The following is a 26040-nucleotide window of genomic DNA, read 5'->3' as shown; positions in this document are numbered from 1 at the left end:
GGTTGCTGCCGTAGTCAGATCAGATCAAGTCACGCGCGACGTCGCCCATCGACGTAAGCGCTGCCGGCGCCTGAGCCAGGTCGCGCCGCGTGAGCTTGCCGTCCACCGACGCGCCGCAATCCATGCGCAATTGCTGATAGTAGATGTTGCCCGTCACATGCGCATTGGCCTGCAACTCGACGAAGTGGTCGGCAATCACGTCGCCGACTATCTTGCCGTTGACCATCACGTCGTAACCGTGCACGTTGCCTTCGATCGATCCCCGGTCGCTCAGCACGAGCAGCGTCTGGCTGCCGGGCTCGCCGCTGACATTGCCCTTCACGTGGCCGTCGAGGCGCAGTCCGTCGGTGAACTGAAGATCGCCCACGATGCGCACGTCGTGCGCGATCAGCGTGGCGAGCTTCGTTTGCCGGATGCCCGCGGCTTTTTTCTTGCTGAACATAAGTACTCCGGAAAGTTGGTGTGTGTCGCGTGGCTCAGGCAATGCGGCGCCGGCGCCTAGCGGCGAGTCGTGGCCGTCTGCGCGTGCGTCTGCATGATCGGCGCCGTTCTCTTCTGGCCGCGCAGGAACTGCAATTCGTCGTTGAGCCGCGCGACGTCGGCAGCGGCGCTATCGGCCGTTTTCTGTACTGCCGCGCGCGCCGCCGACTCCTGCGCTAAAGCAAGGCGCGCGCGAGCCAACTCGATCTGCTCGGCGCTTCTATCGACGGCAGCCGGAAGGCATTGCGTGAGCGGCCTACCCGCACGGCGCGCCTCGCCGATGACCACGGCAGCGCCGCCGGCGAGCGCACTGAGCGCGCAAACAAGCGCCCAGGCGGCGATGCGAAAACGCACAGAACGCACCGGCGCAAGCGTGTACGCGCGACGCGTCAGAGCGTCGGCGTCGCGGGAAAGAATGGGATCAGCCATGAGAAGCAGGGGCGAAAAGCGCGAGATAGGCCGCGGGATCGACGGGCGCGCCGTTGACCAGCACTTCGAAGTGCAGATGCGGACCGGTCGAGCGTCCGGTCGATCCGACGTCGGCGATATATTCGCGCGGCAGCACCAGATCGCCGACCTGCACGACGACGCGCGACGCGTGGCCGTAGCGCGTCGTGAGTCCGTTGCCGTGATCTATTTCGACCACGTTGCCATAGCCGGACTTTTCGCCCGCGAGCACCACGCGGCCGCCTGCCGCGGCCAGTATCGGCGTTCCGGTTCTGGCGACCAGGTCGAGGCCCGGATGAAAACTCAGCCGATGCGTGAAGGGATCGACGCGGTTGCCGAACGGCGAACCGAAACGCGCGCCGCCAGCGGGCATGCGGCCGGGAAACGCGGCATAAGCCATGGCGTGCGCGGCGGTCTGCCGTTCGAGCGCGCCCAGCGTGGCGGCGATGCAATCGATCTGTTCGCCAGTGCGTTTTGCATCGACGCGCGCACCGAGGTGCCGGATGACGCCGCTGCACCGGCGCGGCGGCAGAGAGGGGCCGCCCTCGCCTTCGCTGTCGGTTGCGTCGGCATCGCCGCTCGAAGCCGGCGATGCGGTAACCGGCGCGCCCTGCGCAACCGGCGCTGAGCGCGGTGTATTCAGACGCGCTTCGAAATCGCGCAACGCACCGACTTGCGCGCTGAGGCGCGCGATGCGCGGTTCGATTTGCGCCATCGACGCGCTGAGCTTACCAAGCTGGTCGATTGCATAATCGCGCTCGATGCGGTTCGCGGTCTGCATTCCGGACGTATCGCGCGCGGACCAGTACATGCCGATCGCGATGCCCGCCAGCAATGCAAGAGCCGCGGCCGCACCGGCGGCGCCGAGCGCGCGCGTCAACGCAAAACGGCGGGTGACCAGGCCGACGGAACCGCTCGCGAGCCGAGTGCGTGGGCGAAACACGGACAACATCAGCGCGTCCCCAGCCGCAAAATGCACGCATGGCGCCGCACACCGCACGCTAGCGTCGAATGTAAAGCGGACATGAAACGGGCGAACTCAACTGACTGCATTCGGCATCGACCGGGCAGATGCCGCGGCGGTAATCGATAGAGGGCGCCGATTATCGCCTTGCCGCCGCAAGAAGCATCTCAAATACGCTGTCCGCGGCGGCCCGCCTCCCTCAGGCCCTTTCCAATGCGGCGAGGCGCTCCGCCAACTTTTCGCTCGCGCGCGTCATCGGCAGGCGAAGTTCGTCGCGTATCAGGCCTTGCGAAGCGAGCAGCGCTTTGACCGGCGCGGGATTCGGTTCCGCGAACAGCGCGTGGATCAGCGGCACGAGCGTGTGGAAAATGCGCCGCGCCTCCTCCAGCGCGCCGGCCCCGAGCGCGCGATACAGCGCGACGAACCGTTCAGGCCGCACATGCGCGGACGCGGCAATTGCTCCACTGCCGCCCACGCACAGCGTGTTGAACATCTGCACATCTTCGCCTGCAAGCACTTGCAAGCGACCGTCGTGAATCAGCGCGAGCGTGGTGTCGAGCGAGCCCGCGCAATCTTTCACCGCCTGGATCCGCGGATGCGCGGCAAGCGTCATTAGCGTGTCCAGTTCGAGCCGCACACCGGTTCGATACGGAATGTCGTAGAGCACGATTGGCTTTTCGCTCGCATCCGCAAGTGCCGTGAAGTGGCTGACGATGCCGGCCTGCGACGGCCTGATGTAATAAGGCGCGGCCATCAGCAGGCCAGCGATAGGCAGCGAATTCAGTTGGCCGATGCGCTCGCGCATGCTCTGCGTGTTATTGCCGGACACGCCGACGACCACGGGCAATGCCGGCCTGACTTCGGCGCATGCGTCGGCACCCGCGCGGCCCGCTTGCGCCGCGTCGAGGATCGTTGCGAGCACGGCGTCCTGCTCGGCGGCGTCGAGCGCGGCCGGTTCACCGGTCGTGCCTAACGCGACAATGCCGGCTATGCCCGCGTCGGCATAGCGGTGCACGAGCGCGCGCAGCGCGGCGTGATCGACCGCGCCGTCGGCGAAAGGCGTGATGAGCGGAACCCAGATACCCGAAAAAATGGACATGTCTTTCCTCTTACGTCGATGAGCGACCGTATCGATTCCGGCAGCGTGCGAAGGAGAAAGACAGGAAGGACCGCCGAAGCGCTTGATCCGCTGTTCCGTCGCATCTGACGGAACAGCGTGCTCCGGTCAGATGAGCGGCTGTTTTTTGGCTTTGGCGCTGAACTCAGGGCTCAGTTGCTCGCCGTTGCGCGCGGCAAAGAGCGAACGGCGCGCGCGCGCATTCGCAACGCTTGCGAAAGCGGACCGGGTCGCGGTCGACGAGCAGAGTCGGAGTGTTTGGCCAAGGAGCATGAAGCGCAGTGTAACCGCGCCCGCCGCGGATTGGCAAAGCGCATCCCAAAATGGCTTGACTTCTACGATAGGCGAACTAATATACGCACCGCGTATATCCGGCGCAGACATTCTCCCACAGGTGCCTTCATGAGCGTCCCGCAACAAGCCTTCCTTCGCGACGCCATGCGCCGCCTGAACATGACCCGCGAGACCTTCGCGGGCCGCATCGGCGTCTCTCGCCGGGCGCTGGATACGTGGCTTTTGCCCGACGACTCGCAGGAATCGCGGGCGATGCCGGAGATCGTCGAGCGCTTCGTGTCGGAAATCGTGGTGCACGGCGAGCCCGGCGAGAAGTATACGCAAAGCGTAGATTCGCAGTCGCTGGCGAGCCAGATGCTGTGGGAAGGCAAGCCGCAGTTGCTGTCGGTCGACCAGTTCTCGCGCGACTCGGTGGAGGCTTTGTTTCGCGTCGCGGACATCATGCAGCCCATCGCACGGCGCCGCAAAATCTCGCGCGTGCTCGAAGGCGCGGTGCTCGGCAATCTCTTCTTCGAGGCAAGTACGCGGACTCGCGTGAGCTTCGGCGCGGCGTTCTGCCGGCTTGGCGGTTCCGTGTGCGATACCACCGGTTTCACGTTTTCTTCCATGGCGAAGGGCGAGTCGATCTACGACACGAGCCGCGTAATGAGCGGCTACGTCGACGCACTCGTGATCCGTCATCCCGAGCAAGGCTCGGTGGCCGAATTCGCGCGCGCGACCAATGTGCCTGTGATCAACGGCGGCGACGGCCCCGGCGAACATCCGAGCCAGGCGCTGCTCGATCTGTACACCATTCAGCGGGAGTTCTCGCGGCTCGGCAAGATTGTCGACGGGGCGCATATCGCGCTCGTCGGCGATCTGAAATACGGGCGCACCGTGCATTCGCTGGTCAAACTGCTGGCGCTGTATCGCGGCATCAAATTCACGCTGATCTCGCCGCCCATGCTCGAAATGCCGGGCTATATCATCGAGCAGATTTCGCGCAACGGGCATGTGATCGAACAGACTCACGACCTGCCAACCGGACTGCGCGGCGCCGACGTGGTGTACGCCACGCGCATCCAGAAAGAACGCTTCACCGACGAATCGTTCGAAGGCTACACACCCGACTTCCAGATCAATCAGGCGTTAGTAGACAGCGTGTGTGGCAGCGATACGCTCATCATGCACCCGCTGCCGCGCGACAGCCGGCCGGGCGCGAACGATCTGAGCGTCGACCTCAATCACGACTCGCGGCTCGCCATTTTCCGGCAAACCGATAACGGCATTCCAGTGCGGATGGCGATCTTCGCGGTGCTGCTCGGCGTCGAAAAGCTGGTTCAGCATTCCATGCGCGACGCTGCCTGGCGCCCGCCCGCATACCTCGGCCCCGACGACGCGGTGTTTCACGGCATCGACTGAAGCAGCCGGCAAATTAATTCGGGTAACGAAGCAAAACCGAAGCAAAGCAAACGGGGGCATGAAGCAGCGCGTCAGGCTATCGCGTTGCCACCGTTGCGCCTGAAGCTAGCTGCAAAGAACTGCACCTGATATTGCACCGCGTTGGCCCAGTACTTCCACGTGTGGCCGCCCGGCCGCTCCGCATAATGATGCGGCACGCCCAGTTCGATAAGCCGCGCATGCAGCATCCGGTTCGACTGCACGAGTGAATCGTTCATTCCGCAGTCGATCATGAGCGCAATATGCGCGCTCGCAAAGCTGCGCGCATGCTCGACGATAGGCTCGTCGTTCCAGAAGTCCGCATGCCCCTCGGGATCGCCGAACACCTGGTCGATGCCCGGTTCATCCTCGCAACCGCGCGGATCGACCGCGCCGCTCATGCTTCCCGCGGCCCCGAATTCATCAGGCCGATCCAGCGCGATATGAAGCGCGCCGAACCCGCCCATGCTCAAGCCGGTGATCGCGCGCCCTTCTTTCGTTGCAATGGTGCGGAAATGCATGTCGATGTACGCAACGACCTCGGTGCCTACATAAGTCGTGTAACGGCTGCGCGAGTCGACCGGACTATCGATGTACCAGCTTTCGCGGCCGCCATCGGGCATCACGAGTATTACGTGGTAGCGGTCGGCGAGTTTGCCGATGGGCGAATTCGCGGTCCAGTTGGTATAGTCGCCGCCCGAGCCGTGCAGCAGATAGACGACCGGAAAACGGTCAGCCGCGTTGCCGCGCGCATAGCGGTCGGGCAGCACGACTGTCGCTTCCAGAGACTTGTGCATGGCCGCGCTCGGAATGGTCACGACACGGGACTGGAAGGCCCATGCGGGAGCGGCGACAAGCATCATCGCGACCAGCCAGCAAAGACGTGCCTTACTCATGTTGTCGCTCTCCCTTTCCACGTGTCCGGGAACCCAGCGGGCATACCAACGGCGTAGGCCATACGGGGCGGCAATATCCAGCGACGACTCTAGCAACGGCGACTTACAGCCAAATTTCAGCAAACCCTACGATTCGTCTCACGCGATGCGCGGCGCATGCTTCCGAACACGCGTGGCCGTGCAACTATTTGATGTGGACACCCAGGCCCGCGCGGCCGGGTGCGATGTCGTCCTTTAACGTAAGCTCGGGAACCCGATAATCGCCGCCGTTCTGCGCACGGAAAGGTATGGGCGCCGTGTTCCAGAGATTGTCGAGACGTTCGCCGAGCGCGTCGCGCGCTTCGGCATATTTCTCTTCGTCGATGCGGCTCGTGCGATACACCACGAAGGGCGGCAGTACATCGAAACCGGGGTAATAGAGTATGCCGTGCTGGATCGGGAACAACACGTCGTCGATTGGACCGTTGATGCCGCGCGGACTATAGTGCGATTCCCATCCGCCCGTCGTGACCACCAGCATGGCGCGTTTTCCTGCGAATGTGCCCTCGCCGTAGCGGTCGCCCCAGCGCGCGTCCGAGTGTTCGCCCACGCCGTATGCAAAGCCGTATGCGTAGACGCGCTCTACCCATCCCTTCATGATTGCGGGCATCGAGAACCACCACAGCGGGAACTGCAGAATGACCGCGTCCGCCCATTTGAGCTTTGCCTGCTCCGCTGCTATGTCCGCACTTTGCAGTCCGTTTTCGAACGCATATTTCGACGCGCGCGAAGGATCGAAGCGATCGCCGGTTGCGGGAGCGAGGCTATCGCCTGCATCGAGTGCCGCCTTCCAGTTCATCGCATACAGATCGGAACCCTGAACCGCGTGCCCCGCGTCGCGCAGGCGCTTGACGGAGAACTCCTTCAGCGATCCATTCAACGACCGTGGTTCTGGATGAGCATAAACAATCAGAACGTTCATTTGCGGTTGCCTCTTTCATGTCTGGAAGAACACACGATAGGCGCCGCCACGGTATATTGGAAATGAATTGCTGATATGACAGGTATTACCGTGAATAATCTCCGCAAGCTGGACCTGAACCTCCTCGTCACGCTCGACGTTTTGCTGGCTGAGCTGAACGTGACGCGCGCGGCTGAGCGGCTCAATTTCTCGCAACCTTCCGTGAGCGTGCACCTGGCCAAGCTTCGCGACGTGCTGGGCGATCCGCTGCTGCTGCCCGGCCCGCGCGGCATGCGCGCGACGGCCCGCGCCGAGGCGCTGCGCGAGCCGTTGCGGCAAGCGCTTGAGGCATTGGAGCAAGCAGTGGCGCCCGCGCGTCCTTTCGACCCGGCGCAGGCCGCGCACACCTGGCGCGTTGCCGCGACAGACTACGCGGAGTCGACCATCATCCTGCCGGCGTTGCCGGGCCTGCGCGCGGCGGCGCCCGGCACACGGCTCGCCATTGTCGAGGCGGCGCCGCCCCGCATCGCGAGACAGGCCGAACACGGCGAGATCGACCTGGGCTTTCATACGAGCGAAGGAGCGCCTGCCGGCATGCGTAGACGAGTGCTGTTTGCCGAGCGCTACGTGCTTGCCGGCCGCGCCGGTCATCCGCGTCTGAAGCGGCGGCCGACACTTGCGCAATTCTCGAAGTTCGAGCACGTGATCGTATCCCCCGACGGCGGCGGCTTTGCCGGCGCGACCGACGAAGCGCTCGCCCAAGCCGGCCTCTCGCGCCGCGTCGTGCTCTCCGTTCCGCACTTTCTGTTCATGATCTCCGCGCTCGCCAACACCGACCTCGTGGCGATGGTGCCCGCGCGGCTGGTCCGCGACAACGCCGCGCTACGCGTGGTCGAGCCGCCCGTCGGGGTGCCGGGCTATGAAATGGCGATGCTGTGGCATGAACGTTCGCATCGGGATCCAGCGCATCAGTGGTTGCGTGCGCATATTGCCGATTCTGTTTGAAGCGCCGTGGCGGTTAACCGTTGGCACGGCCAATTGCATCCAGTTTCGCGAGGATTTCGTCGCTTAGCTTGAGCTGCGCGGCCTGCAGGTTCTCGCGCAAATGCCCGACGGACGACGTGCCCGGAATCAACAGGATGTTTGGCGCGCGCTGAAGCAGCCATGCGAGCGCCACTTGCATCGGCGTTGCGCCAATCGTTCCCGCGATATCGGTCAGCGCGGACGACTGGATCGGCGTAAAGCCGCCCAGCGGAAAGAACGGCACATAAGCAATGCCCTTGGTTGCCAGTTCGTCGATCAGCGCGTCGTCGGCGCGGTGCACCAGGTTGTAGTGATTCTGCACGCAGACGATCTTTGCAATGCGCTGTGCTTCGGCAATCTGCGTCGGCGTTGCGTTGCTCAGCCCGATATGGCGGATCAGCCCGCGCTGTTGAATTTCGGCGAGCGCGGTGATCTGCTTTTCTACCGATCCTTCGCTCGGCGCGTGCACGTCGCCCATCATTCGCATGTTTACCACTTCGAGCATGTCGAGCCCGAGGTTGCGCAGATTGTCGTGTACGCCGCGCTCGAGATCCTCCGGCTCCTGCGCCGGCAGCCAACCGCCGTCGCTGCTGCGCACCGCGCCGAGCTTGGTGACGATCACGAGATCGTCGGCATACGGATGCAGTGCCTCGCGAATCAGCTGGTTGGTGATATGCGGGCCGTAAAAATCGCTGGTGTCGATGTGATTGACGCCGCAAGCCGCCGCTTCACGCAGCACGGCGATGGCGGCGTCGCGGTCTTTCGGCGGCCCGAACACGCCGGGCCCAGCGAGTTGCATGGCGCCGTAGCCCATGCGCCGCACTTGGCGCGCGCCGAGCGAAAACGTATTCGTGACATCGAGGTTTGGCATGGTGCTCTCCTTTCTGAGTAGTTGAGCCGCAGTATGGCGGGGATTGCATCGTTTAATAAAGCGGGCTAACGTGCACGGGTTGTTCAATATAGTGAACAGTGACATGGAATTAAACGACCTGACCGCTTTCATCTCAGTGGCGCGCGCGGGCGGCTTTCGCGACGCGGCGCGCACAAGCGGCGTTTCCGCGTCGAGTCTGAGCATTGCCGTGCGCCGCCTCGAGACGAAGCTCGGTCTGCGCCTGCTGAACCGTACGACCCGCAGCGTCGCGCCGACCGAAGCGGGCCTGCGTCTGCTGGAAAAGCTGACGCCGCTCTTCAGCGAAATGGAAGCGGCGCTCGACGTGCTCAACGTGTTTCGCGACCGGCCGAGCGGCACGCTCAAACTCAACGTGCCGGCGAGCGCCGCGCGCATGGGGCTGCCTGGTGTGATAGCGCCGTTTCTGAAAGCCTATCCGGACATACGGGTGGAAGTGGTTGTCGAGGACGGCTTTGTCGACGTGCTGTCCATCGGCTGCGACGCGGGCATCCGTTACGACGAGCGACTCGAGCAGGACATGATCGCCGTGCCGATCGGCCCACGCGTGGAACGCTTCGCGACCGCCGCCGCGCCGGAGTATCTGCAGCTCCGCGGACGCCCGCAGCATCCGCGCGACCTCCTTACGCATGCTTGCCTGCGCGTCCAGTTTGCCGGCGGCGCGACGCCGACATGGCTCTTCGAGCACGACGGCGAAGTGGTGCAACTGAATCCGTCGGGACCATTGCTCGTGCGGCCCGGCGCGGCGCTCGACCTCGTGATCAGCGCGGCGGTCGCGGGTGTGGGCGTGATTCACCTGTTCGAAGACATGCTGAGGCCGCACCTGGACAGCGGCGCATTGGAGCCGATTCTCGAACCCTGGTGGCAAAGCTTCTCAGGGCCCTTTCTCTACTATCCCGGCCACCGTCACTTGCCCGCGCCCTTACGCGCGTTCGTCGATTTTTTGAAGGATCGCAATGGTTGAGTGAACAGGGCCGCAAATTCGACGTCGCGCGGTCGATTTGCTGTGATAATGGGCTGCCGCATCGGAGCGCACGCGCATTCTCAACACCTGATCCACCGCACCATGAAGAACGACACACGCGTTAGCCCGCTGCGCAACTTCGCCGAATTCGTTCGCGCCGAGCGGGTTCGATTGACCGAACAATGGATGAATGCGGTTTTTCGCGACGTCGATCTGGTGGAGGCCGATAAGCTCACGTATCAGCAACTCGCCGATCATCTTCCGGAAATTCTCGACGGCCTGTGCGCGGCGCTCGAAGTTGAAGATCTGGAACGCCTCGAACCGGAGATCGAACGCGATGCGCGCAAGCACGGCATGGTGCGCTGGCGCCAGGGCTACCGGATAGAAGAACTGGTGCGCGAACTGGATCTGTTCCACCAGGTTCTCGCCGATGCGCTCGACGAGTACGCCACGCGCGACAACGCACTCACCCGCCGCCACGAAAAGCGCGCGCGCCGCCTGGTGGCAGAAGCGCTGAGCATGGTCACGCTCACGTCGATCAAGGAAGTGGTCAGCGAACGCGACCGCAAAATCGACGAATACACCGGCCGGCTGGAGCGCGCAAACTACGAATTGACGCTGAAACAGCGGCTCGTCAGCGACTTGTACGAGTCGCGCATGTACATCACGCGCAGCGTCGTTCATGATCTGCGTAACTTTCTGAATTCGTTCTCGATGGCGCTGCAACTGATCGCTCGCGTGCCCGCCAAGGCCGACACCGCGTTGCAGCTAGCGAACCGGCAAGCGGCGGACATGAAGGCGCTTGTCGAGCAGATGGTCGAGTACTCGGTGATCCTCGGCGACGGCACGCCGCTCACGCTCGAACAGGTCGACCTGCATGAACTCTACGAGGAGCTCGTGGCGTCGTCGCGGCCGTCCATCGAAGAGAAGGGACTGACGCTGCGCGCGGCGTTCGATCCGGCGCTGCCTGCCGTAACGTCAAACCGTCTGAAGCTCAAGCAGATCGCCGTCAATCTGCTTTCCAATGCGACCAAGTACACCAAATCGGGCCAGGTCGAGCTGTACTTCCTGACGGCCGGTCCGCAGCACTGGTCGATCCGTGTGTCGGACACCGGCGTGGGCATCCCGGCCGCCGATGCCGACCGGGTATTCGCCGAATTCGAACGCGCCGCAGGCGAGGAAATCCCCGGTACCGGGTTGGGTCTCGCCATCGTCAAGGAACTGTGCCGCGTGCTCGACGGGCACATCGACTTCGCGTCTCGCGAAGGCATGGGCACCACCTTCACGATCCGCTTTCCGTTGAAGCTCGCGGAACAGCCGTAACAGCAGACGGGGCGAACCGACCGATTATCGTCTCGCTCCGCTGCTGGTCATGCGCGGGCATGCGCTCATTGCGCCGCCGCCATTGTTCAAACCGCGCGTCACAACCTCTGACGATGTGCCGTCGCGGCGCGCCAGTTCTGCGAGATCGAGCAAGGCGGCGTAGCGCGCGGGGCAATCCGTCGACGGAACGAGTTCAGGAAGTTCACGCGGCAACTCCGGATTTGCCATGAACCTCTGCACGGCGATCACCAGTGCGGCCGCCACGATGATCGTCGCCCATACGCGCGCCTTGCGAACGGTGGTTGGATCCGAGGCTCGCAAGCGCCGCCGGTGCGACACGGCAACACGTTGTTCGTCCGACTTCGCGCCGCGCGGCTGCATCGCTCGTGTGGCATTGAAGCGGCTCGGCCGACTGGCTCGGCTGGTTCGAGTCAAGCGCATTCTGAATGACATGGCGTCGCTCATCATGCCCAGTGCGCCGGCACATACAGATTGCCGACCCAATGACCCGGCACCCAAACCGCCGGGCGCGGCGCCGGCGCAACATAGACGCGGCGCGGCGCCACGTAGACAACCGGCGGCGGCGCATAGACCACGGGCGGCGCGACATAAGCGACAGGCTTGGGCGTAATCACGACAGTCGGCGGGGGCGGCGGCGGTGCATAAACCACGGGCTTCGGTGTCACGACGACAGCCGGCGCAGGCGGCGGCGCATAAACCACGGGCGGCGGCGCTACTGCGACAGCCGGCGCGGGCGGCGGCGGCACGTACACCACAGGCTTCGGCGCGACCACGACCGTCGTGCCGCCCGTCGCGACGACACCCGTGCTCACCACGGTTCCACTCGATGTCACCGTATTGCCGTGCGTGCCGGTCACGCTAGTGGACGTCGTCACGACTCCCGGCGCCACACGCGTCGCCGTGCCGGAATGCTCGACCGTGCCCCCATCCGATCCCGTTACCGTTCCCGAACGCGAGCATGAAGCACCGGCGCAACTGGTCGACGCCGAGTGATCGACCGTATCGCCGTTGGAGCGCGTCACCGATCCCGACGACGAGTACTGCCCCGCGCCCGTCTTGGTCACTTCGCCGGAGGTGGTGGCCGTCTTGCCATCAGGTCCCGTGAGCGCGCCCGTATGCGAGCACGTGCCGCCAGCACAACTGGTGTCACCGGCGTGCTGCACCGAGTTTCCGTAGCGGCCCGTCGCGGTGCCCGAATTGGAGAACTGTCCGGGCGAATTGCGAGTGACCGTGCCGGTGTTCGTCGCGGCGCCGCCATAAGGCCCGACGACACCGCCTGCATGCGAGCAGCTGCCGCCGCCGCACGAGCCGTAGTGGCCTTCGTTATAGACACCGCGCGAGGTGTAAGCGGTTCCGTGCTGCGACCACGCGAATGCCGACGCGCTGCCCAGTGCGAACATCGCCGTTGTCGCTGTCAGCGCGAGTTTGCGCAGTGTGCGGCGAGCGGAAGGAGAAGAAGACGTGGCGGCCGCAAATGAAATGCCGCTGGCCGGGACTGCGAACGAATGAGTTTTCACGGGTATGTCCTTCGTGGATTCAGGCCACTTCGTGCGACTGCTGCTGCGCTGTGTGGCGATGAACGGACTATAGGAGGACGCTCCGCGACAGTCATCAGCCAAGATATGTCACGCTGTTTCATCGTGAAAGAAGCCTTCTGGGCAAGGCTTCGAGAGCATCTTGCAGACGCCGTGACATATGCCGACATAATTCGCTTCGCAGAGAAAGCATCGTGCCGCACGGCTGCCCGAGCGACGACACGCTGCAGTCTGGCTACGGAAAATAGCGGCCGATTTCCGTTGACAACGCATGCGGCAAAACAGCACACTCAGTTCATGTTGACGCACACCTCCATCGCCGTAGCGATTAACCACCCGAAGCGAGCCATCATCGGCTGGCCTATGGGAGCATGTTTGCGTTAGCAGTCTGAATCTGCAAAACAAAACCCCAAGGCCCCGCCGGTAACGGAAGGGGCCTTTTGTTTTGGGCATCTCCGTCGGCCGGCTCGATAACGGAGAGCAAGATGGATCAGGCAAGCCCGCAGTGCATGGACGACGACGCATATCGTTATGCTTACTATCAGGACGAGTGTCTACCGAAGGTGGTGGTGCATTTCCCGGTCGCGCCAGGCGCGACGCTGACATGGCGTGTCCAGGCGAACAGCACGCTTACCGTGAAGGGTGCGCGCCTCTGGCTGACGCGCATCAGTTCACCGTACGATCACTGGATCGCGCCGGGTCAAACATTCAGCCTGCAGCGCGGCGAACGCATATGGCTCAGCACTGACGGCGAACGCACAGCGCAAGTTTCGCTGACCTCCGCGCTGCCCGCGAACGGCGTCCTCGCGCGCTGGCTCGGCCAGCTCGCCGGTTTGAGGCTGGGGCCGCCCAGCCCGCGTTGACATGCGTTGACATGCATTGCCAGGCCCCGCGCATGTCGCGCGAACTCGTTGCATGCAGAGCGCGAGCCTGAAAGAACAACGGCGCGACGGCTCGCAAGGCCATCGCGCCGCGCAACGACATACGCTTCATTGAGCCGTGTTTTGCGCCGCGTCTTGCGGCGTAATCTGCACGGCCGCAGCCGAAACGAATACCGCGTGAATCGTGTCGCCCACCTTCACGTCTGCAAGGTCGACTTGCGGACCGACTTCGAGCGTTTGCGTCTGATACGCGCCGCGCAACGTGACGAGGCGCCGCTTGCGGTCGATCTTTTGCACGGTAGCGAGCACTTCGACCTGACGCGCCGATTCGAACCCGCCCGAGGCCGGTGTGTAGACCTGCGTATCGACGCGTTCACGAATGCCCTTGCCTTTGCCCGTCACCCGCTCGGCCTTGACCAGCAGCGCGTTTTTATAGAGCGCATCCACATGGTCGCCCACCTTGAGTTTTTCGAAACCGGCGACTTGCTGGCCCACGAGCACGATCACTACGTTGCCGTTCGCTCCCTTCAGCGTGAGCGAGCGGCTGCCAGGATCGATGCCCACGATGGTGGCCTTCATATGCACCGGCTCCACCGCACTGACAACACCTTGCGCGGCGCTCGCCAGCGGGTCTTGCGCCCACGCCGGCTGAGCCGCGGCGAGCACCGCTGCCGTCAATGCTGCTCCTATCGTTGCTGCATTCATTTACGCTCTCCTTGATGAATCGCCCGTGTCATGTTGCCCATTTCGCATAATGTCGAATGGAAAAATATTCAGGACGCTTGACTAAAGGTGTAGCGCAACGATTGTACATGCCTTACAAAAAGCTTCAATCGCGATCCGGTACAACGCTTGCCAACGCGCGACGCAAAAAGAAACAGCCTCTTCGCGGTAGCAAAGAGGCTGTTCGGTAACACCAAGCGCTGCATGCGCGCTAAACCATCACACGCGTTCGATCGCGATTGCGATGCCCTGTCCCACGCCGATACACATCGTGCACAGTGCAAAGCGTCCCTGCGTGCGGTGCAGTTGGTACATCGCGGTCGTCACGAGGCGCGCGCCGCTCATGCCGAGCGGATGACCCAGCGCGATTGCGCCGCCGTTCGGGTTCACGCGTGCGTCGTCGTCGGCCACGCCAAGCGTGCGCAGCACCGCAATACCTTGCGAAGCAAACGCCTCGTTCAGCTCGATCACGTCGAACTGATCGATGGTCATGTTCAGGCGCGCCATCAATTTTTGCGCGGCGGGCGCCGGGCCCATGCCCATTACGCGCGGCGCGACACCCGCTGTCGCGATGCCGAGCACGCGGGCTCGCGGCGTGAGGCCGAAGCGCTTTGCCGTCTCTTCGTTGGCCAGCAGCAGCGCCGCTGCGCCGTCGTTGACGCCCGATGCGTTGCCTGCGGTCACGGTGCCGTCCGGGCGCACGACGCCCTTCAGTTTCGCAAGCGCCTCCAGGCTCGTTTCACGCGGATGCTCGTCTTGCGACACGGTGACCGGATCGCCCTTCTTCTGCGCGATCGTCACGCCGACGATTTCCTGCGCGAGCGTGCCGTCCTTCTGAGCGCGCGCGGCTTTCTGCTGGCTGCGAAGTGCGAAGGCGTCCTGATCGGCGCGGCTGATGTTGTAGTCGGTCGCAACGTTTTCGCCGGTCTCGGGCATCGAGTCGACGCCGTACATCTGCTTCATCAACGGATTGACGAAACGCCAGCCGATGGTCGTGTCGTAGATATCGGCCTGGCGCGAAAACGCGCTCGTCGCCTTGCCCATGACGAACGGTGCCCGGCTCATGCTTTCGACGCCGCCGGCCACCATCAACGCTGCCTCGCCGGACTTGATTGCGCGCGCGGCGATGCCGATCGCGTCCATGCCCGAGCCGCAAAGACGGTTGACGGTCGAGCCCGGCACGTCTTTAGGCAGCCCCGCCAGCAGCAGCGACATGCGCGCCACGTTGCGGTTGTCTTCGCCAGCCTGGTTCGCGCAGCCGTAGATCACGTCGTCGATGACACTCCAGTCGACGTTCTTGTTGCGCTCCATCAGCGCCTTCAGCGGCACCGCGCCCAGATCGTCCGCGCGAACCGACGACAGCGAGCCCGCATAGCGGCCGATGGGGGTGCGAATCGCGTCGCACAGGAATGCTTCGGTCATGTGATGTCTCCAGTGATGTGCTGCGCGCGCCGCGCCGTCAGCATGGACGCGGCGCGGGCGGATGCGTCGAGCATCGGGCGGGCGGCTGCCGGGCAGCCGTCGCGTGAATTCAGCTTAGCGCAGGATGGTGAACGATGCGTTCGAGTCGCCGGCCGTTTTGTTCTTTATACGAACATACGGTCATATATCGAACAACAAGGCTCGATAATAGGCGCGTGGCGGAAACGCTGTCAAGCGCGCGCCGCCCGTCATCAGGGAATACGTGAGAAGCGGCCGCCGCGCCAGGCACGTGTCTGACAATTGATGCGCCCGCGCCGCCGCCTTGCTCCAGGCCGCGACGCGGGGCTTGGCGGACGTTTTAGCGGAGCTGCACGCCCTCGTCCGCGATATAGGCGCGGATCACGTCGGCGAACGTGTGCTCGCCGCGCAGGCCCAGTTGTTCGGCGCGCGACGTGTCCCAACGTCCCGGCCAGCTACCGACGATTTTTTCGATGCGCGAGTCCGGCTGCCAGACGATCCGCTTCGCGACCTCGTCGCCAGCCACTTCGCGCAGCGCCGCGACCATTTCGTCGACGCTCACGGAGATGCCCGGCAGATTCAGCACGCGTTGGTTGCCAAGCGCGGCGGCATCGAGTTCGAGCCCGGCGATCAGGCACTCGATCGCTTTACGCGGCGACAGCAGCCACAGCCGCGTTGAGCCGTTGACCGGGCACACAGCCTCTTCGCCGTTCAGCGGCTCGCGGATAATGCCGCTCGCAAACGACGACGCCGCCGCATTCGGCTTGCCGGGCCGCACGCTGATCGTGGGCAGCCGCAGCACGCGTCCGTCGACGAAACCGCGCCGCGAATAGTCGTTGAGCAGCAATTCGGCGATCGCCTTTTGCGCGCCATACGACGACTGCGGATTAAGCGCGGTATCGTTCTGCACGATGTCGGGCAAGTCGCCGCCGTACACCGCGACGGAACTCGTGAACACCACGCGCGGCCGGTGTCCGCGTTGACGGCAAACGTCGAGCAACAAGCGCGACGCATCGAGATTGATGCGCATGCCGAGATCGAAGTCTGCTTCCGCCTGACCGCTCACCACCGCTGCAAGGTGAAAGATCGCCGCGGTGTTGCCGTCGATCGCACGCTCGAGCACACTGCGCTCCGCGATATCGCCCACTTCGGTCCGCACGCGGCTGTCGCCGAAATCGTTCGCTTGCACGACGTCGAGCAAGACGAGTTCGGTGATGGCTTGCGGCGCGCCCTGCGCGTCTTTCAACGAACCGCGCGAGAGCAGTTCACGTGCGAGGCGTTGGCCGAGAAATCCCGCGCCGCCGGTTATCAGTACTTTCATGATTGGCTTCTGTCCTCGTTATATTGATCAGGCGGCGTTCAGATACGGTTTGAGCCAGCCGAGCCCCGCCGAAGTCGCGGCCCGCGGCCGGTATTCGCAGCCGATGTAGCCGTCGTAGCCGAGTGAGTCGATTACGTCGAACAGATACGGATAGTTGATCTCGCCCGTATCCGGCTCGTGTCGCTCGGGTACTCCTGCAACCTGAATGTGACCGATGCCGGCCTGATCGCGCTTGAGCTTTACTGCGAGATCGCCTTCCACGATCTGACAGTGGTAACAGTCGAACTGCACCTTCAGATTCGGCTCGCCGACTTCCGCGCAAATAGCTTGCGCCTCGTCCTGCCGGTTCAGGAAAAAGCCTGGCATGTCGCGTGTATTGATCGGCTCGATCACAATCATGATGCCCTCGGCTTGCGCGGCCTTCGCGGCATACGCGAGGTTTTGCAGATACACCTCGCGATGCCGCTCGCGCGGCTGATCTGCGCCGATCAGGCCTGCCATCACATGCAGCTTGCGATTGCCGATCACGCGCGCGTACTCGAGAGCCGTGTCGACGCTGCGGCGAAACTCGTCCTCACGTCCGGGCAGCGTTGCGATGCCCCGCTCGCCGCTCGCCCAGTCGCCCGGAGGCGCGTTGAAGAGCGCTTGTGTCAGACCGTTGGCGTCGAGCCGCGCCTTGATTTCCGCAGCGCGAAAATCGTAGGGAAACAGAAACTCGACCGCTTTAAAGCCGTCTTTTCCCGCGGCGGCGAAACGGTCCAGAAAAGCGTGCTCGTTGTACATCATCGACAGATTGGCGGCAAAGCGAGGCATGGCGGCAACTCCTTTGAAGCTGTGTTCAGCGCGCGGCAAACGAAGCTGGAGCAGCAACGTATGCGCCGTGCGGACTGTTAGCGATTGACCAGTTTGGCCGGCGTGAACCACGTAGCAATCGCGCCGATCACCAGCATGCCGGCCAGCACATACATGCCGGTCTGCGTGCTATGCGTGAGATCCTTCAGATAGCCGATCATGTAGGGACTCGCGAAGCCCGCGAGATTACCGATCGAGTTGATGATCGCGATGCCGGCCGCCGCGGTCGCGCCCGACATGAACGCCGTCGGCAGCGACCAGAAGAGCGGCGCGCAAGTCAGCACGCCGGCAGCGGCGAGCGACAGAAACGCGATGGACACCACCGTGTTGCTCGCGAACGAGGCCGCGACCGTGAAGCCCACGGCGCCGAACAAGGCCGGCACGATCAGATGCCAGCGGCGCTCACGGCGCTTGTCCGCGCTATGCCCCATCACATTCATCACGACGATCGCGCAGACAAACGGAATCGCGCTCAAGAGACCGATGTTGAATGCGCCGCTTACGCCCGTGGATTTGACGAGCGTCGGCATCCAGAACGTCAGGCCGTATTGCCCGGTGACGAACGCGAAGTAGATTAGCGACATCCACCACGTGCGCGGATCGCGGAACACCGCGCGCAGCGAATGAGCGTTTGCTTTTTCCTTCGGCTGCGATGCGGCGATTTCATCGTTGAGCAGGCGCTTTTCGCTTTCGCTCAGCCACTTTGCGCTCGCAATTCCGTTGTCGAGATACAGGATCGTGGCAATGCCGATCGCCACCGCTGGAATTGCTTCGATCAGGAACATCCACTGCCAGCCCTGAAGACCCGAGCTGTGATGAAACGCCTGCATGATCCAGCCGGACAGCGGATTTCCAAAGATGCCCGACACCGGAATGGCAGACATGAACACCGCAATGATCTTTGCACGCCGATGCGACGGAAACCAGTAAGTCAGATACAGAATCACGCCCGGATAAAAACCCGCTTCGGCAAGACCAAGCAGAAAGCGCAAGATATAGAACTGGGTCGGCGTCTTCACGAACACGAATAACGCTGACATCACGCCCCAGGTAATCATGATCCGCGCGATCCAGATGCGCGCGCCGAGCTTGTGCATCAGAATGTTGCTCGGCAGTTCAAACAGGAAGTAGCCGATAAAAAACACCCCTGCGCCGAGGCCGAATACCGTTTCGCTGAACGCGAGGTCTTGCGACATTTGCAGCTTTGCGAAGCCCACGTTCACGCGGTCCAGATACGCAACCACGTAGCAGAGCATCAGAAACGGCACGATGCGCCAGAACACTTTCTTGTATGTGCGCTCGACTTCCGCGGCACCGGGATGACCCACGGCCGCCGCGATCGGCTGGCTGGATACGGCCTGATACGAACTCATGCAATGTCTCCTGAGATGGGAATGTGACGCGTCGCCTTGGGCGATCTGATTCGTGTGAGCGGTTGCTACCAGCGCGCGCCGAACACGCTACGCAGTTCTTCGAGCGACGCTTCGTCGAGCGGCGCCGGACGCGGATTTGTCATGAGCCACAAACGCGCGGTCTCTTCGAGTTCTTCGAGTGCATACGACGCATGCGCGACGGAGCGCTCCCAGACCACCGGACCGAGGCGGTCGAGCAGCACCGCGCGAACGCTATCGGCGAGCGCGGCGATCTGCGCGGCTACTTGCGGATCGCCGGGCCGACGGTAACGAATCAGCGGTACGTGGCCCACTTTCATCACGTAGTACGGCGTGATCGGCGGCAGTACGTCGGTCTCGCTCCACACGCCGGCTAGTGTCAACGCGACTAGATGCGTCGAATGCGTATGGACGATGCCGCGCGCTTCGCCATTGCGCGCATAGATGCCCCGATGCAGCGCGAGTGTTTTCGACGGCTTGCCGCCCGACACCGCATTGCCGTCGAAGTCGACCTTGGCGATGTCGGCCGGATCGAGCCGGCCGAGGCAGGCATCGGTCGGCGTGATCAGCCAGCCGTCATCGAGCCGCGCGCTGATGTTGCCGGCGCTGCCCACCGTATAGCCCCGCTGATAAAGACTCGCGCCAGTCACGCAGATTTCCTCGCGTACATGCGCTTCGTTCGTGGTGTGGACTGCGGGCGCGTTGCTCATTGCGCGGCTCCGTTCAGATGACGCAGCGCTTTTTCGAAGAAATCGGTCGTGCCGAAGTTGCCGGATTTCAGCGCCAGCGCCAGCGGTTGCGCGCCCGTGGTTGCAGTCGCCGGCACGCCGGGATCGATCTGAGCGCCGATGCGCAGCGTGCGGACATTCAGCGCCTGCACGACCGCGCCCGAGGTCTCGCCGCCCGCCACGACGAACTTGCGCACGCCGCGCTCATGCAAGCCGCGGGCAATCGACGCCAACGTCGATTCGACCAGATGTCCTGCTCGATCCACGCCGAGTTCGCGTTGCACCGCTTTCACTTCGTCGGGCGTGGCGGTCGCGTAGATGAGCATGGGCTCGGCTTTGTCGAGATATGTCTGCGCGAATGCCAGCGCCTGTTCGACAACCGCTTCGCCTCGCGCAGCCGCAAGCGGATCAATGCGAAACGCAGGCCGTGTTTCGCGCCACGCGGCGACTTGCGCATTGGTCGCTTTCGACGCGCTGCCGGCGAGCACCGCCGACAATCCTTCGACGCGCGGCAGTTGCGCGGCATCAGCTTGTGAATCGAGCAGGCCCGCGCGACGGAAGTTGCCCGGCAAGCCCAACGCAATGCCCGAGCCGCCCGTGATCAGCGTGAGATCGGCGCAGGCTTCGCCGAGCACGTAGAGGTCGGCGTCGGAGACCGCGTCGGCGATCGCCATGCGCACGCCCTGGTTGCGCAATGCGTCGAACGATTCGCGCACTGCCGATACGCCTTGGGCCACCGCGTCGTAACGCACGAGCCCGACTTTCGATTGCGTCTGGCGTTGCAACACGCGCACGAGGTTGGCGTCGCGCATCGGCGTGAGAGGATGGTTCTCCATGCCCGACTCGTTGAGCAATGTGTCGCCGACAAAGAGATGCCCGCGAAAAATCGTGCGGCCGTTCTCAGGGAACGCGGGGCAGGCAATCGTGAAAGCACTGGCAGAATCTTGCGCGGATAGCGCGTTCAGCAACGCATCCGTCACCGGCCCGATGTTGCCTGCGTCGGTCGAATCGAAGGTCGAGCAGTATTTGAAAACGAACTGGCGGCACCCTTGGGCGCGCAACCAGTCGAGGGCGGCCAGCGATTGCGCGACCGCGTCGGCGGCGGGGATCGTGCGCGACTTCAGCGCGACCACGAGCGCGTCGGCTTCGATCGTTTCTTCGTTCTCCGGCACGCCGATGGTTTGAACCGTGCGCATGCCGCCGCGCACCAGCATGTTGGCGAGGTCGGTTGCGCCGGTGAAATCGTCGGCGATACAGCCGAGCAGCGCGCGTTGTGTCGTAGCCGTCATGACGCGCTCCTGTTTACTTTGCCGCCGGCACGTCGATGCCGGGGAAAATCTTGATGACCGCGGAGTCGTCCTCGCCGCCGTGACCGGCTGTGGACGCCATCATGAACATTTGATGCGCCGCCGCCGATAACGGCAGCGGAAATTTCGAACGGCGCGCAGTATCGAGCACGAGGCCGAGATCCTTGACGAAAATATCGACGGCCGACAGCGGCGTGTAATCGCCGTTGAGTATGTGCGGCACGCGGTTCTCGAACATCCAGGAATTGCCGGCGCTGTGCGTGATCACGTCGTATAGCGCGTCCGGATCGACGCCCTCGCGCAAGCCGAGCGCCATCGCCTCCGCCGCCACGGCGATATGCACGCCGGCCAGCAACTGGTTGATGATCTTGACTTTCGATCCCGCGCCATGTGCGGAGCCCAGGCGATAAACCTTGCCCGCCATCGCGGCGAGCACGTCTTCGCAGGCCGCGTAAGCGGCGGCGGGGCCGGACGTCATCATCGTCATCTCGCCCGATGCGGCGCGCGCCGCCCCGCCCGAGACTGGCGCATCGAGCATCTGCAAACCTGCTGCCTCGATGCGCTTGCCAAGTTCGATTGCGAAGTCGGGCGCGACCGTCGCGCTCGCAATCACGACGCCGCCCGGCTTCATCGCCGCGACTGCGCCTTGTTCGCCGAACAGCACCGCCTCGGTTTGCGCGGCATTCACGACCAGCGTGATCACCACGTCACATTGCGCACCGAGTTCGGCGGGCGACGCGCAACCCACGCCCCCTTCGTTCACGAACGCCTGCAGGACTTCGCTGCGCAGATCGCACGCGTGGACCCGCAGGCCCGCACGCAGCAGCGAACGCGCGACGCCCAAACCCATTGCGCCAAGACCGATGACACCGACATTTCTGGACATGCTGCACCTCTATGGAATCTGTTATGCGCTCGTGCGGATTGCGCCGGGTGCGCCGCGTGCGCCGTACTCGCGACACTCGCGACACTCGCTGGCGTGGCTCGGCATCAGCGAATGCCCGCTTCCGCGAGCCGCCTTGCCGCGTTGTACATGTGGGTTTGCGCCGCGTTGCGCGCGGCCATGGGATCGCCGGCACGAATCGCGGCTGCAATGGCCGCGTGTTCTTCGCGCACCTGACGCGAGAAGTCCTCGCGCAGTGCCTCGTTGCGACGGGTAACAACCGTGCCGGCTTCGAGATACTGGTTCAGAAACGTCAACGTCTTGAGGAAATACGGATTGCCGGTTGCTCCCGCAATCGCGCGATGAAACGCGACGTCTTCGGTCACGCCGTCCTCGCCTTCGGCGACGGCTTGGTCGATCTTTGCCAGAGCGGCGTCGATGGACACCATGTCGGTGTCAGTGCGACGCATCGCGGCCTCGGATGCGACTTCCGCTTCAATCGCTCGCCGCAACGCGAGAATCTGCACGACCGAGCCCGGCTCGACCGCTTCCGCGTAGTCGATACGCAGCGGCCGGATCGCGCCGTGCGCCGCGATGAACACGCCGCTGCCCTGGCGCGGCTCCACCACGCCTTCGTTCTTCAGCCGCGAAATCGCCTCGCGGATCACGGTGCGGCTCACGCCGAATTGCTGCGCGAGCACTGCCTCGGTCGGCAGCTTGCCGCCGCGTGCGAAGGTGCCCTTGTCGATCTGCTTGAGAAGCTGCTGCGCGACGGTGTCGCTCAATGCGCGGGCTGGAATCTTGTCGAACATCGAATCTCTCGATTGTCATGTCACCGGGTCATCATACAAATTTTCGATGCGGGCTGCATCCACGCAAACCCTGGGTTTTTTGTTGGCGCGCCCGTGATGTTGGCGAAACAGAAGGCTTAAGCTATCGTCACGCCTTTGCGCACCGTCGCGACGATCCAGTCGCCGCGAACGGTATCCGAGCCTTCCGAACGCACGTTCCGCACACATTCCAGGTCCATGAGCAAAGCCCCGCCGCCGTCCTCCGACGTTTCCGCCAGAGCCGAACCGGCCCCGGACAAACCGGGCGACTCATACGTGCAGTCGTTTGCGCGCGGCCTCGCGGTGATTCGCGCATTCGACGCGAAGCGTCCCGAACAGACGCTTACCGACGTCGCCGCTGCGACGGGCCTCACGCGTGCGGGCGCGCGGCGCATCCTGTTGACGTTGCAGACGCTCGGATACGTCGAAGCAGAGGGCCGCCTGTTTCGCCTGACGCCGAAAATTCTGGACCTCGGGTTCGCGTACCTGACCTCGATGCCGTTCTGGAATCTGGCCGAACCAGTCATGGAAGAACTGTCCGCACAGGTGCACGAAAGCTGCTCGGCGGCCGTGCTCGACCGCACGGAGATCGTCTATGTGTTGCGCGTGCCGACTCACAAGATCATGACGATCAACCTGTCGATCGGCAGCCGCTTGCCGGCGTATTGCACGTCGATGGGCCGCGTGCTGCTCTCCGCACTCGACGACGAGACGCTCGAAGCCACGCTGAATTCCTCGCCGCTTTATGCACACACGCCGCGCACGGTAACGGACAAAGAAGAACTGAAGAAACTGATCGCGCAGGTGCGCCGCCAAGGGTGGGCGATTGTCGATCAGGAACTGGAAGGCGGTTTGATTTCGCTGTCGGCACCAATCCGCAATCGGCAGGGGCGCGTGATCGCGGCAATGAATATCAGCGGCAACGCGCAACGCAATTCGGCGAGGCAAATGGTCAAGGCGTTTCTCGAGCCGCTGCAGCAGGCTGCGCAAACCGTATCCGAGATGGTGGCAAGGCGCGGTTGAAATTCAGCGGCAATTTTTCGCGGCTGTTCGAGTGCCCGCGGCCCGCGCCCCCAATCGCGCTCAGCGGCTGAGATACCGCTCCACCAGCCGCGCCCAGAATGCCGCGCCAACCGGCAGATTCCGGTCGTTGAAGTCGTAGTGCGGGTTGTGCACCATGCAGCCGTCCTCGCCTACTCCGTTGCCGATACGTAGAAACGTGCCCGGCCGCTTCTGGAGCATGAACGCGAAGTCTTCGCTGCCCATCAGTATGTCGGTCTGCGCAACGACTTTGTCGTCGCCTACCAGTTCGCGCGCCACTTCTACCGCGAAATCTGTTTCGTCATCCGAATTAACGACGACCGGATAGCCCTCGATATATTCGACGACAGCCTTCCCGCCATAACTCGCGGCCTGCGCCTGCGCGAGTTCGGTAATGCGCTTTTTCAGCAGCGCACGGACTTCAGGGCTGAACGAACGCACGCTCAGTTCGAGTCTCGCCGTACTCGCGATCACGTTGTTTGCTGTGCCCGCATGCATCGAGCCGACCGTCACGACCGCAGGCTGCGACGGATCGACATTACGCGCGACGATCGTCTGCAACGCCATGACGATGCTCGCCGCCACCACCACCGGATCGACTGTCAGATGCGGGCGCGCCGCGTGGCCGCCCACGCCTTCTATCGTGATGATCGCCTTGTCGCCCGCAGACATGAACGGCCCCTTGCGAAACAGCAGCACGCCCGGCTCCGCGCCTGGATGATTGTGCAGGCCGAACACGGCGTCGCACGGAAAACGCTCGAACAAGCCGTCTTCGATCATTTTCTTCGCGCCGCTGTCGATGCCGCTTTCTTCGGCCGGCTGAAAGTACAGGTGCACCGTGCCCGAGAAATTGCGCGTGGCCGCGAGGCGTTGCGCGGCGCCGAGCAGGATCGTCGTGTGGCCGTCGTGGCCGCATGCGTGCATCTTGCCGTGCGTGCCGCTCGCATAAGGCAAGCCGGTTTGCTCGATGATCGGCAGCGCGTCCATGTCGGCGCGAATGCCGATGCTGCGCTTGCCGTCGCCTACTTTGAGCGTGCCGACCACGCCGGTTTGACCGACACCGCGCGTCACCTGCCAGCCCCATTGCTCGAGCTTCTCCGCGACGAGCGCGCCGGTTTGCAACTCTTCGTAGGCCAGTTCGGGATGGTGATGAATGTGATGGCGAATTTCGCGCATGCTTTCGGCGGCGGGGATCAGATCGGCTACTTCGGTGTAACGCGCGCTTTCGCTCATTTGCAAGAGACTCCGTGATGTGAAGCTACATGAAAGCCGATGCCAAGGCTGCAGTAAGACGTTGCCAGGTCACCGCTGATGCAGCGAAGGCGAGAACTATAGCCCGGCTTTCGCCTCGAGGAATGCGATCAGCGCATGGCCCGCGTCTTCCAGTTCGCCTGAATTGTCGATTGACTTGCAGCGAACGCCATCGGGCAAAGAGAAAGGCGCGTGCCGTGCGAGCCGCGCAGCTACCTGCTCCGCCGATTCCCGCGCCCGCGCGCCGAGACGCGCTTCAAGAATATGCGGCGCAGCGTCCACATGCACGACTTCGGTACGAGGATAGCGCGCAAGCGCATGATGCAGATACTGGCGTGAGCCATTCACGACAACCGTGCAACCGCGCGCGAGCCATGCATCGAGTTCGATACCCACGCCATAGCGCAGCGAATGACTCGACCATTCGAGCGCGAAGAGACCCAGCAACGACCGCGCGGCGAATTCCTCGACGCTGAGCGCGATATGTTCTTCGCCGTTGCCGCTTGGCCGCGTGATGTAACGATGCGCGAAGAGAATCGGCTCGCCCGCAAGGCGCTTGCGAGCGAAACTCAGCAACGCGTCCTTACCCGCGCCGGACGGCCCCATCACATAGACCAGGCGACCTGTCATTGGCCCCTCACCTCGTGGCATTGAAACGGGACACTTTGCCATAACGCGAAGCTTTGCGGGACCCGCTTAGCGCGACGTTTTCACGTGGACAGCGGCACACGCTCCAGTTCGTCCGGTTCGAACCAGACGGGGTTACGCGCGGCTATGCGGCCCAGCGACTCCAGAGCGGTGTGCCGGGCACCATCTGGCCGACGAAAATCGCCTGTCGCAACGCGCGCTCGCCGATAACTTGAAGGCGCTCGCGGCATCGGCCGATGGCGATCCTCAGGCGCTGATGGATGCGCTGCTCTCCGTGCGCGAAATATTCACCGCAGAACTGGCTGCGCAGCCCGCGTTCAGAGCCGCGCTCCATCACGCGTTGCAGTTGCTGCAAAAGGATGGCGCACGCGGAGCGATAGCGGCGTCGCAATAACGCGCCGCATTTTGCATGTC

The 26040-nt window shown here is 63.5% G+C and carries 27 protein-coding genes; 6 read left to right on the top strand and 21 right to left on the bottom strand.

The genetic code is table 11. The features are described from left to right. Positions 1-19 precede the first annotated feature (19 nt). From RW095_RS18020 to dapA, 4 genes are all read right to left on the bottom strand, one after another. Positions 20-442: a bactofilin family protein gene (locus RW095_RS18020; RefSeq protein WP_317017338.1), complete on the bottom strand. Its 423-nt coding sequence runs from the start codon at positions 440-442 to the stop codon at positions 20-22. A 56-nt stretch (positions 443-498) separates the two neighbouring features. Next, positions 499-909, bottom strand: a complete 411-nt coding sequence (locus tag RW095_RS18015; protein ID WP_317017337.1) for a hypothetical protein — start codon at positions 907-909, stop codon at positions 499-501. Further along, positions 902-1879, bottom strand: a complete 978-nt coding sequence (locus RW095_RS18010; protein WP_317019880.1) for a M23 family metallopeptidase — start codon at positions 1877-1879, stop codon at positions 902-904. Before RW095_RS18010 ends, RW095_RS18015 begins: the two co-directional genes overlap by 8 nt. A 211-nt stretch (positions 1880-2090) precedes the next feature. Beyond that, entirely contained in the window at positions 2091-2990 is a 900-nt protein-coding gene (gene dapA, locus RW095_RS18005; RefSeq protein WP_317017335.1) for a 4-hydroxy-tetrahydrodipicolinate synthase, read from the bottom strand. Positions 2991-3410: 420 nt separating this feature from the next. Between dapA and RW095_RS18000 the strand changes: the two genes are divergently transcribed. Beyond that, complete coding sequence (locus RW095_RS18000) at positions 3411-4703, top strand: aspartate carbamoyltransferase (protein ID WP_128591674.1); 1293 nt, start codon at positions 3411-3413, stop codon at positions 4701-4703. A 71-nt stretch (positions 4704-4774) separates the two neighbouring features. Here the strand turns inward: RW095_RS18000 and RW095_RS17995 are convergent, their stop codons facing one another. Next, the gene (locus RW095_RS17995) at positions 4775-5617 is read right to left on the bottom strand and encodes an alpha/beta hydrolase (RefSeq protein WP_317017333.1); all 843 of its coding nucleotides are present in this window, start codon (positions 5615-5617) and stop codon (positions 4775-4777) included. A 184-nt stretch (positions 5618-5801) separates the two neighbouring features. Continuing rightward, positions 5802-6578, bottom strand: coding sequence for an NAD(P)H-dependent oxidoreductase (locus RW095_RS17990; protein ID WP_317017332.1), 777 nt, complete (start codon positions 6576-6578; stop codon positions 5802-5804). A 75-nt stretch (positions 6579-6653) separates the two neighbouring features. Here RW095_RS17990 and RW095_RS17985 point away from each other — a divergent pair, with 75 nt between their 5' ends. Further along, positions 6654-7562, top strand: a complete 909-nt coding sequence (locus tag RW095_RS17985; RefSeq protein WP_317017330.1) for a LysR family transcriptional regulator — start codon at positions 6654-6656, stop codon at positions 7560-7562. A gap of 13 nt (positions 7563-7575) precedes the next feature. On the opposite strand, the gene RW095_RS17980 is transcribed toward RW095_RS17985, so the two are convergent. Continuing rightward, a complete protein-coding gene (locus RW095_RS17980) occupies positions 7576-8451 on the bottom strand; it encodes an aldo/keto reductase family oxidoreductase (RefSeq protein WP_317017329.1) in 876 nt (291 codons plus the stop codon). A gap of 103 nt (positions 8452-8554) precedes the next feature. Between RW095_RS17980 and RW095_RS17975 the strand changes: the two genes are divergently transcribed. Together RW095_RS17975 and RW095_RS17970 are read left to right on the top strand one after the other, a co-directional pair. Next, the gene (locus tag RW095_RS17975; protein WP_317017327.1) at positions 8555-9451 is read left to right on the top strand and encodes a LysR family transcriptional regulator; all 897 of its coding nucleotides are present in this window, start codon (positions 8555-8557) and stop codon (positions 9449-9451) included. Between the two features lie 102 nt (positions 9452-9553). Further along, positions 9554-10774, top strand: a complete 1221-nt coding sequence (locus RW095_RS17970; protein ID WP_317017326.1) for a sensor histidine kinase — start codon at positions 9554-9556, stop codon at positions 10772-10774. Positions 10775-10798: 24 nt separating this feature from the next. Here RW095_RS17970 and RW095_RS17965 read toward each other — a convergent pair whose 3' ends face one another. Both RW095_RS17965 and RW095_RS17960 read right to left on the bottom strand, forming a co-directional pair. Continuing rightward, positions 10799-11155, bottom strand: coding sequence for a hypothetical protein (locus RW095_RS17965; protein ID WP_317017324.1), 357 nt, complete (start codon positions 11153-11155; stop codon positions 10799-10801). An 83-nt stretch (positions 11156-11238) separates the two neighbouring features. Beyond that, positions 11239-12312, bottom strand: a complete 1074-nt coding sequence (locus RW095_RS17960; RefSeq protein ID WP_317017323.1) for a hypothetical protein — start codon at positions 12310-12312, stop codon at positions 11239-11241. 503 nt (positions 12313-12815) lie between these two features. Here RW095_RS17960 and RW095_RS17955 point away from each other — a divergent pair. Next, positions 12816-13193, top strand: a complete 378-nt coding sequence (locus RW095_RS17955) for a DUF2917 domain-containing protein (RefSeq protein WP_317017321.1) — start codon at positions 12816-12818, stop codon at positions 13191-13193. Positions 13194-13319: 126 nt separating this feature from the next. On the opposite strand, the gene RW095_RS17950 is transcribed toward RW095_RS17955, so the two are convergent. The 9 genes from RW095_RS17950 to RW095_RS17910 form a co-directional block, all read right to left on the bottom strand. Next, positions 13320-13916 (bottom strand): hypothetical protein, encoded by a 597-nt coding sequence (locus RW095_RS17950; RefSeq protein ID WP_317017320.1) that lies wholly within the window; start codon positions 13914-13916, stop codon positions 13320-13322. Between the two features lie 237 nt (positions 13917-14153). Beyond that, positions 14154-15356: a 3-oxoadipyl-CoA thiolase gene (pcaF, locus tag RW095_RS17945; protein ID WP_317017318.1), complete on the bottom strand. Its 1203-nt coding sequence runs from the start codon at positions 15354-15356 to the stop codon at positions 14154-14156. A 358-nt stretch (positions 15357-15714) separates the two neighbouring features. Next, on the bottom strand, positions 15715-16695 hold the full coding sequence (denD, locus tag RW095_RS17940) for a D-erythronate dehydrogenase (RefSeq protein ID WP_317017317.1): 981 nt from the start codon (positions 16693-16695) through the stop codon (positions 15715-15717). A 27-nt stretch (positions 16696-16722) separates the two neighbouring features. Next, positions 16723-17508: a 2-oxo-tetronate isomerase gene (gene otnI / locus RW095_RS17935; protein ID WP_317017315.1), complete on the bottom strand. Its 786-nt coding sequence runs from the start codon at positions 17506-17508 to the stop codon at positions 16723-16725. 77 nt (positions 17509-17585) lie between these two features. Next, positions 17586-18920: an MFS transporter gene (locus RW095_RS17930; RefSeq protein WP_128584326.1), complete on the bottom strand. Its 1335-nt coding sequence runs from the start codon at positions 18918-18920 to the stop codon at positions 17586-17588. Positions 18921-18985: 65 nt separating this feature from the next. Next, positions 18986-19648 carry a 3-oxo-tetronate 4-phosphate decarboxylase gene (gene otnC / locus RW095_RS17925; protein ID WP_128584325.1) on the bottom strand — a complete coding sequence of 221 codons (663 nt, stop codon included), beginning with the start codon at positions 19646-19648 and terminating at the stop codon, positions 18986-18988. Beyond that, positions 19645-20955 carry a 3-oxo-tetronate kinase gene (gene otnK / locus RW095_RS17920; protein WP_317017313.1) on the bottom strand — a complete coding sequence of 437 codons (1311 nt, stop codon included), beginning with the start codon at positions 20953-20955 and terminating at the stop codon, positions 19645-19647. Before otnK ends, otnC begins: the two co-directional genes overlap by 4 nt. 13 nt (positions 20956-20968) lie before the next feature. Then, complete coding sequence (gene ltnD, locus RW095_RS17915; RefSeq protein ID WP_128584324.1) at positions 20969-21859, bottom strand: L-threonate dehydrogenase; 891 nt, start codon at positions 21857-21859, stop codon at positions 20969-20971. Between the two features lie 104 nt (positions 21860-21963). Further along, on the bottom strand, positions 21964-22668 hold the full coding sequence (locus tag RW095_RS17910; RefSeq protein ID WP_317017312.1) for a FadR/GntR family transcriptional regulator: 705 nt from the start codon (positions 22666-22668) through the stop codon (positions 21964-21966). A 216-nt stretch (positions 22669-22884) separates the two neighbouring features. Between RW095_RS17910 and RW095_RS17905 the strand changes: the two genes are divergently transcribed. Then, positions 22885-23709, top strand: a complete 825-nt coding sequence (locus RW095_RS17905) for an IclR family transcriptional regulator (protein ID WP_317017310.1) — start codon at positions 22885-22887, stop codon at positions 23707-23709. A 60-nt stretch (positions 23710-23769) separates the two neighbouring features. Here RW095_RS17905 and RW095_RS17900 read toward each other — a convergent pair whose 3' ends face one another. The 3 genes from RW095_RS17900 to RW095_RS17890 form a co-directional block, all read right to left on the bottom strand. Then, entirely contained in the window at positions 23770-24960 is a 1191-nt protein-coding gene (locus RW095_RS17900) for a M20 aminoacylase family protein (protein ID WP_317017309.1), read from the bottom strand. 96 nt (positions 24961-25056) lie between these two features. Next, a complete protein-coding gene (gene phnN, locus RW095_RS17895) occupies positions 25057-25608 on the bottom strand; it encodes a phosphonate metabolism protein/1,5-bisphosphokinase (PRPP-forming) PhnN (RefSeq protein ID WP_317017307.1) in 552 nt (183 codons plus the stop codon). 142 nt (positions 25609-25750) lie between these two features. Continuing rightward, the gene (locus RW095_RS17890) at positions 25751-26017 is read right to left on the bottom strand and encodes a hypothetical protein (RefSeq protein WP_317017306.1); all 267 of its coding nucleotides are present in this window, start codon (positions 26015-26017) and stop codon (positions 25751-25753) included. Positions 26018-26040: the final 23 nt, after the last annotated feature.

The organism is Paraburkholderia kirstenboschensis (assembly GCF_032806925.1).
GTDB lineage: Bacteria > Pseudomonadota > Gammaproteobacteria > Burkholderiales > Burkholderiaceae > Paraburkholderia > Paraburkholderia kirstenboschensis.
This window is presented reverse-complemented; position numbering and strand designations above follow the sequence as displayed.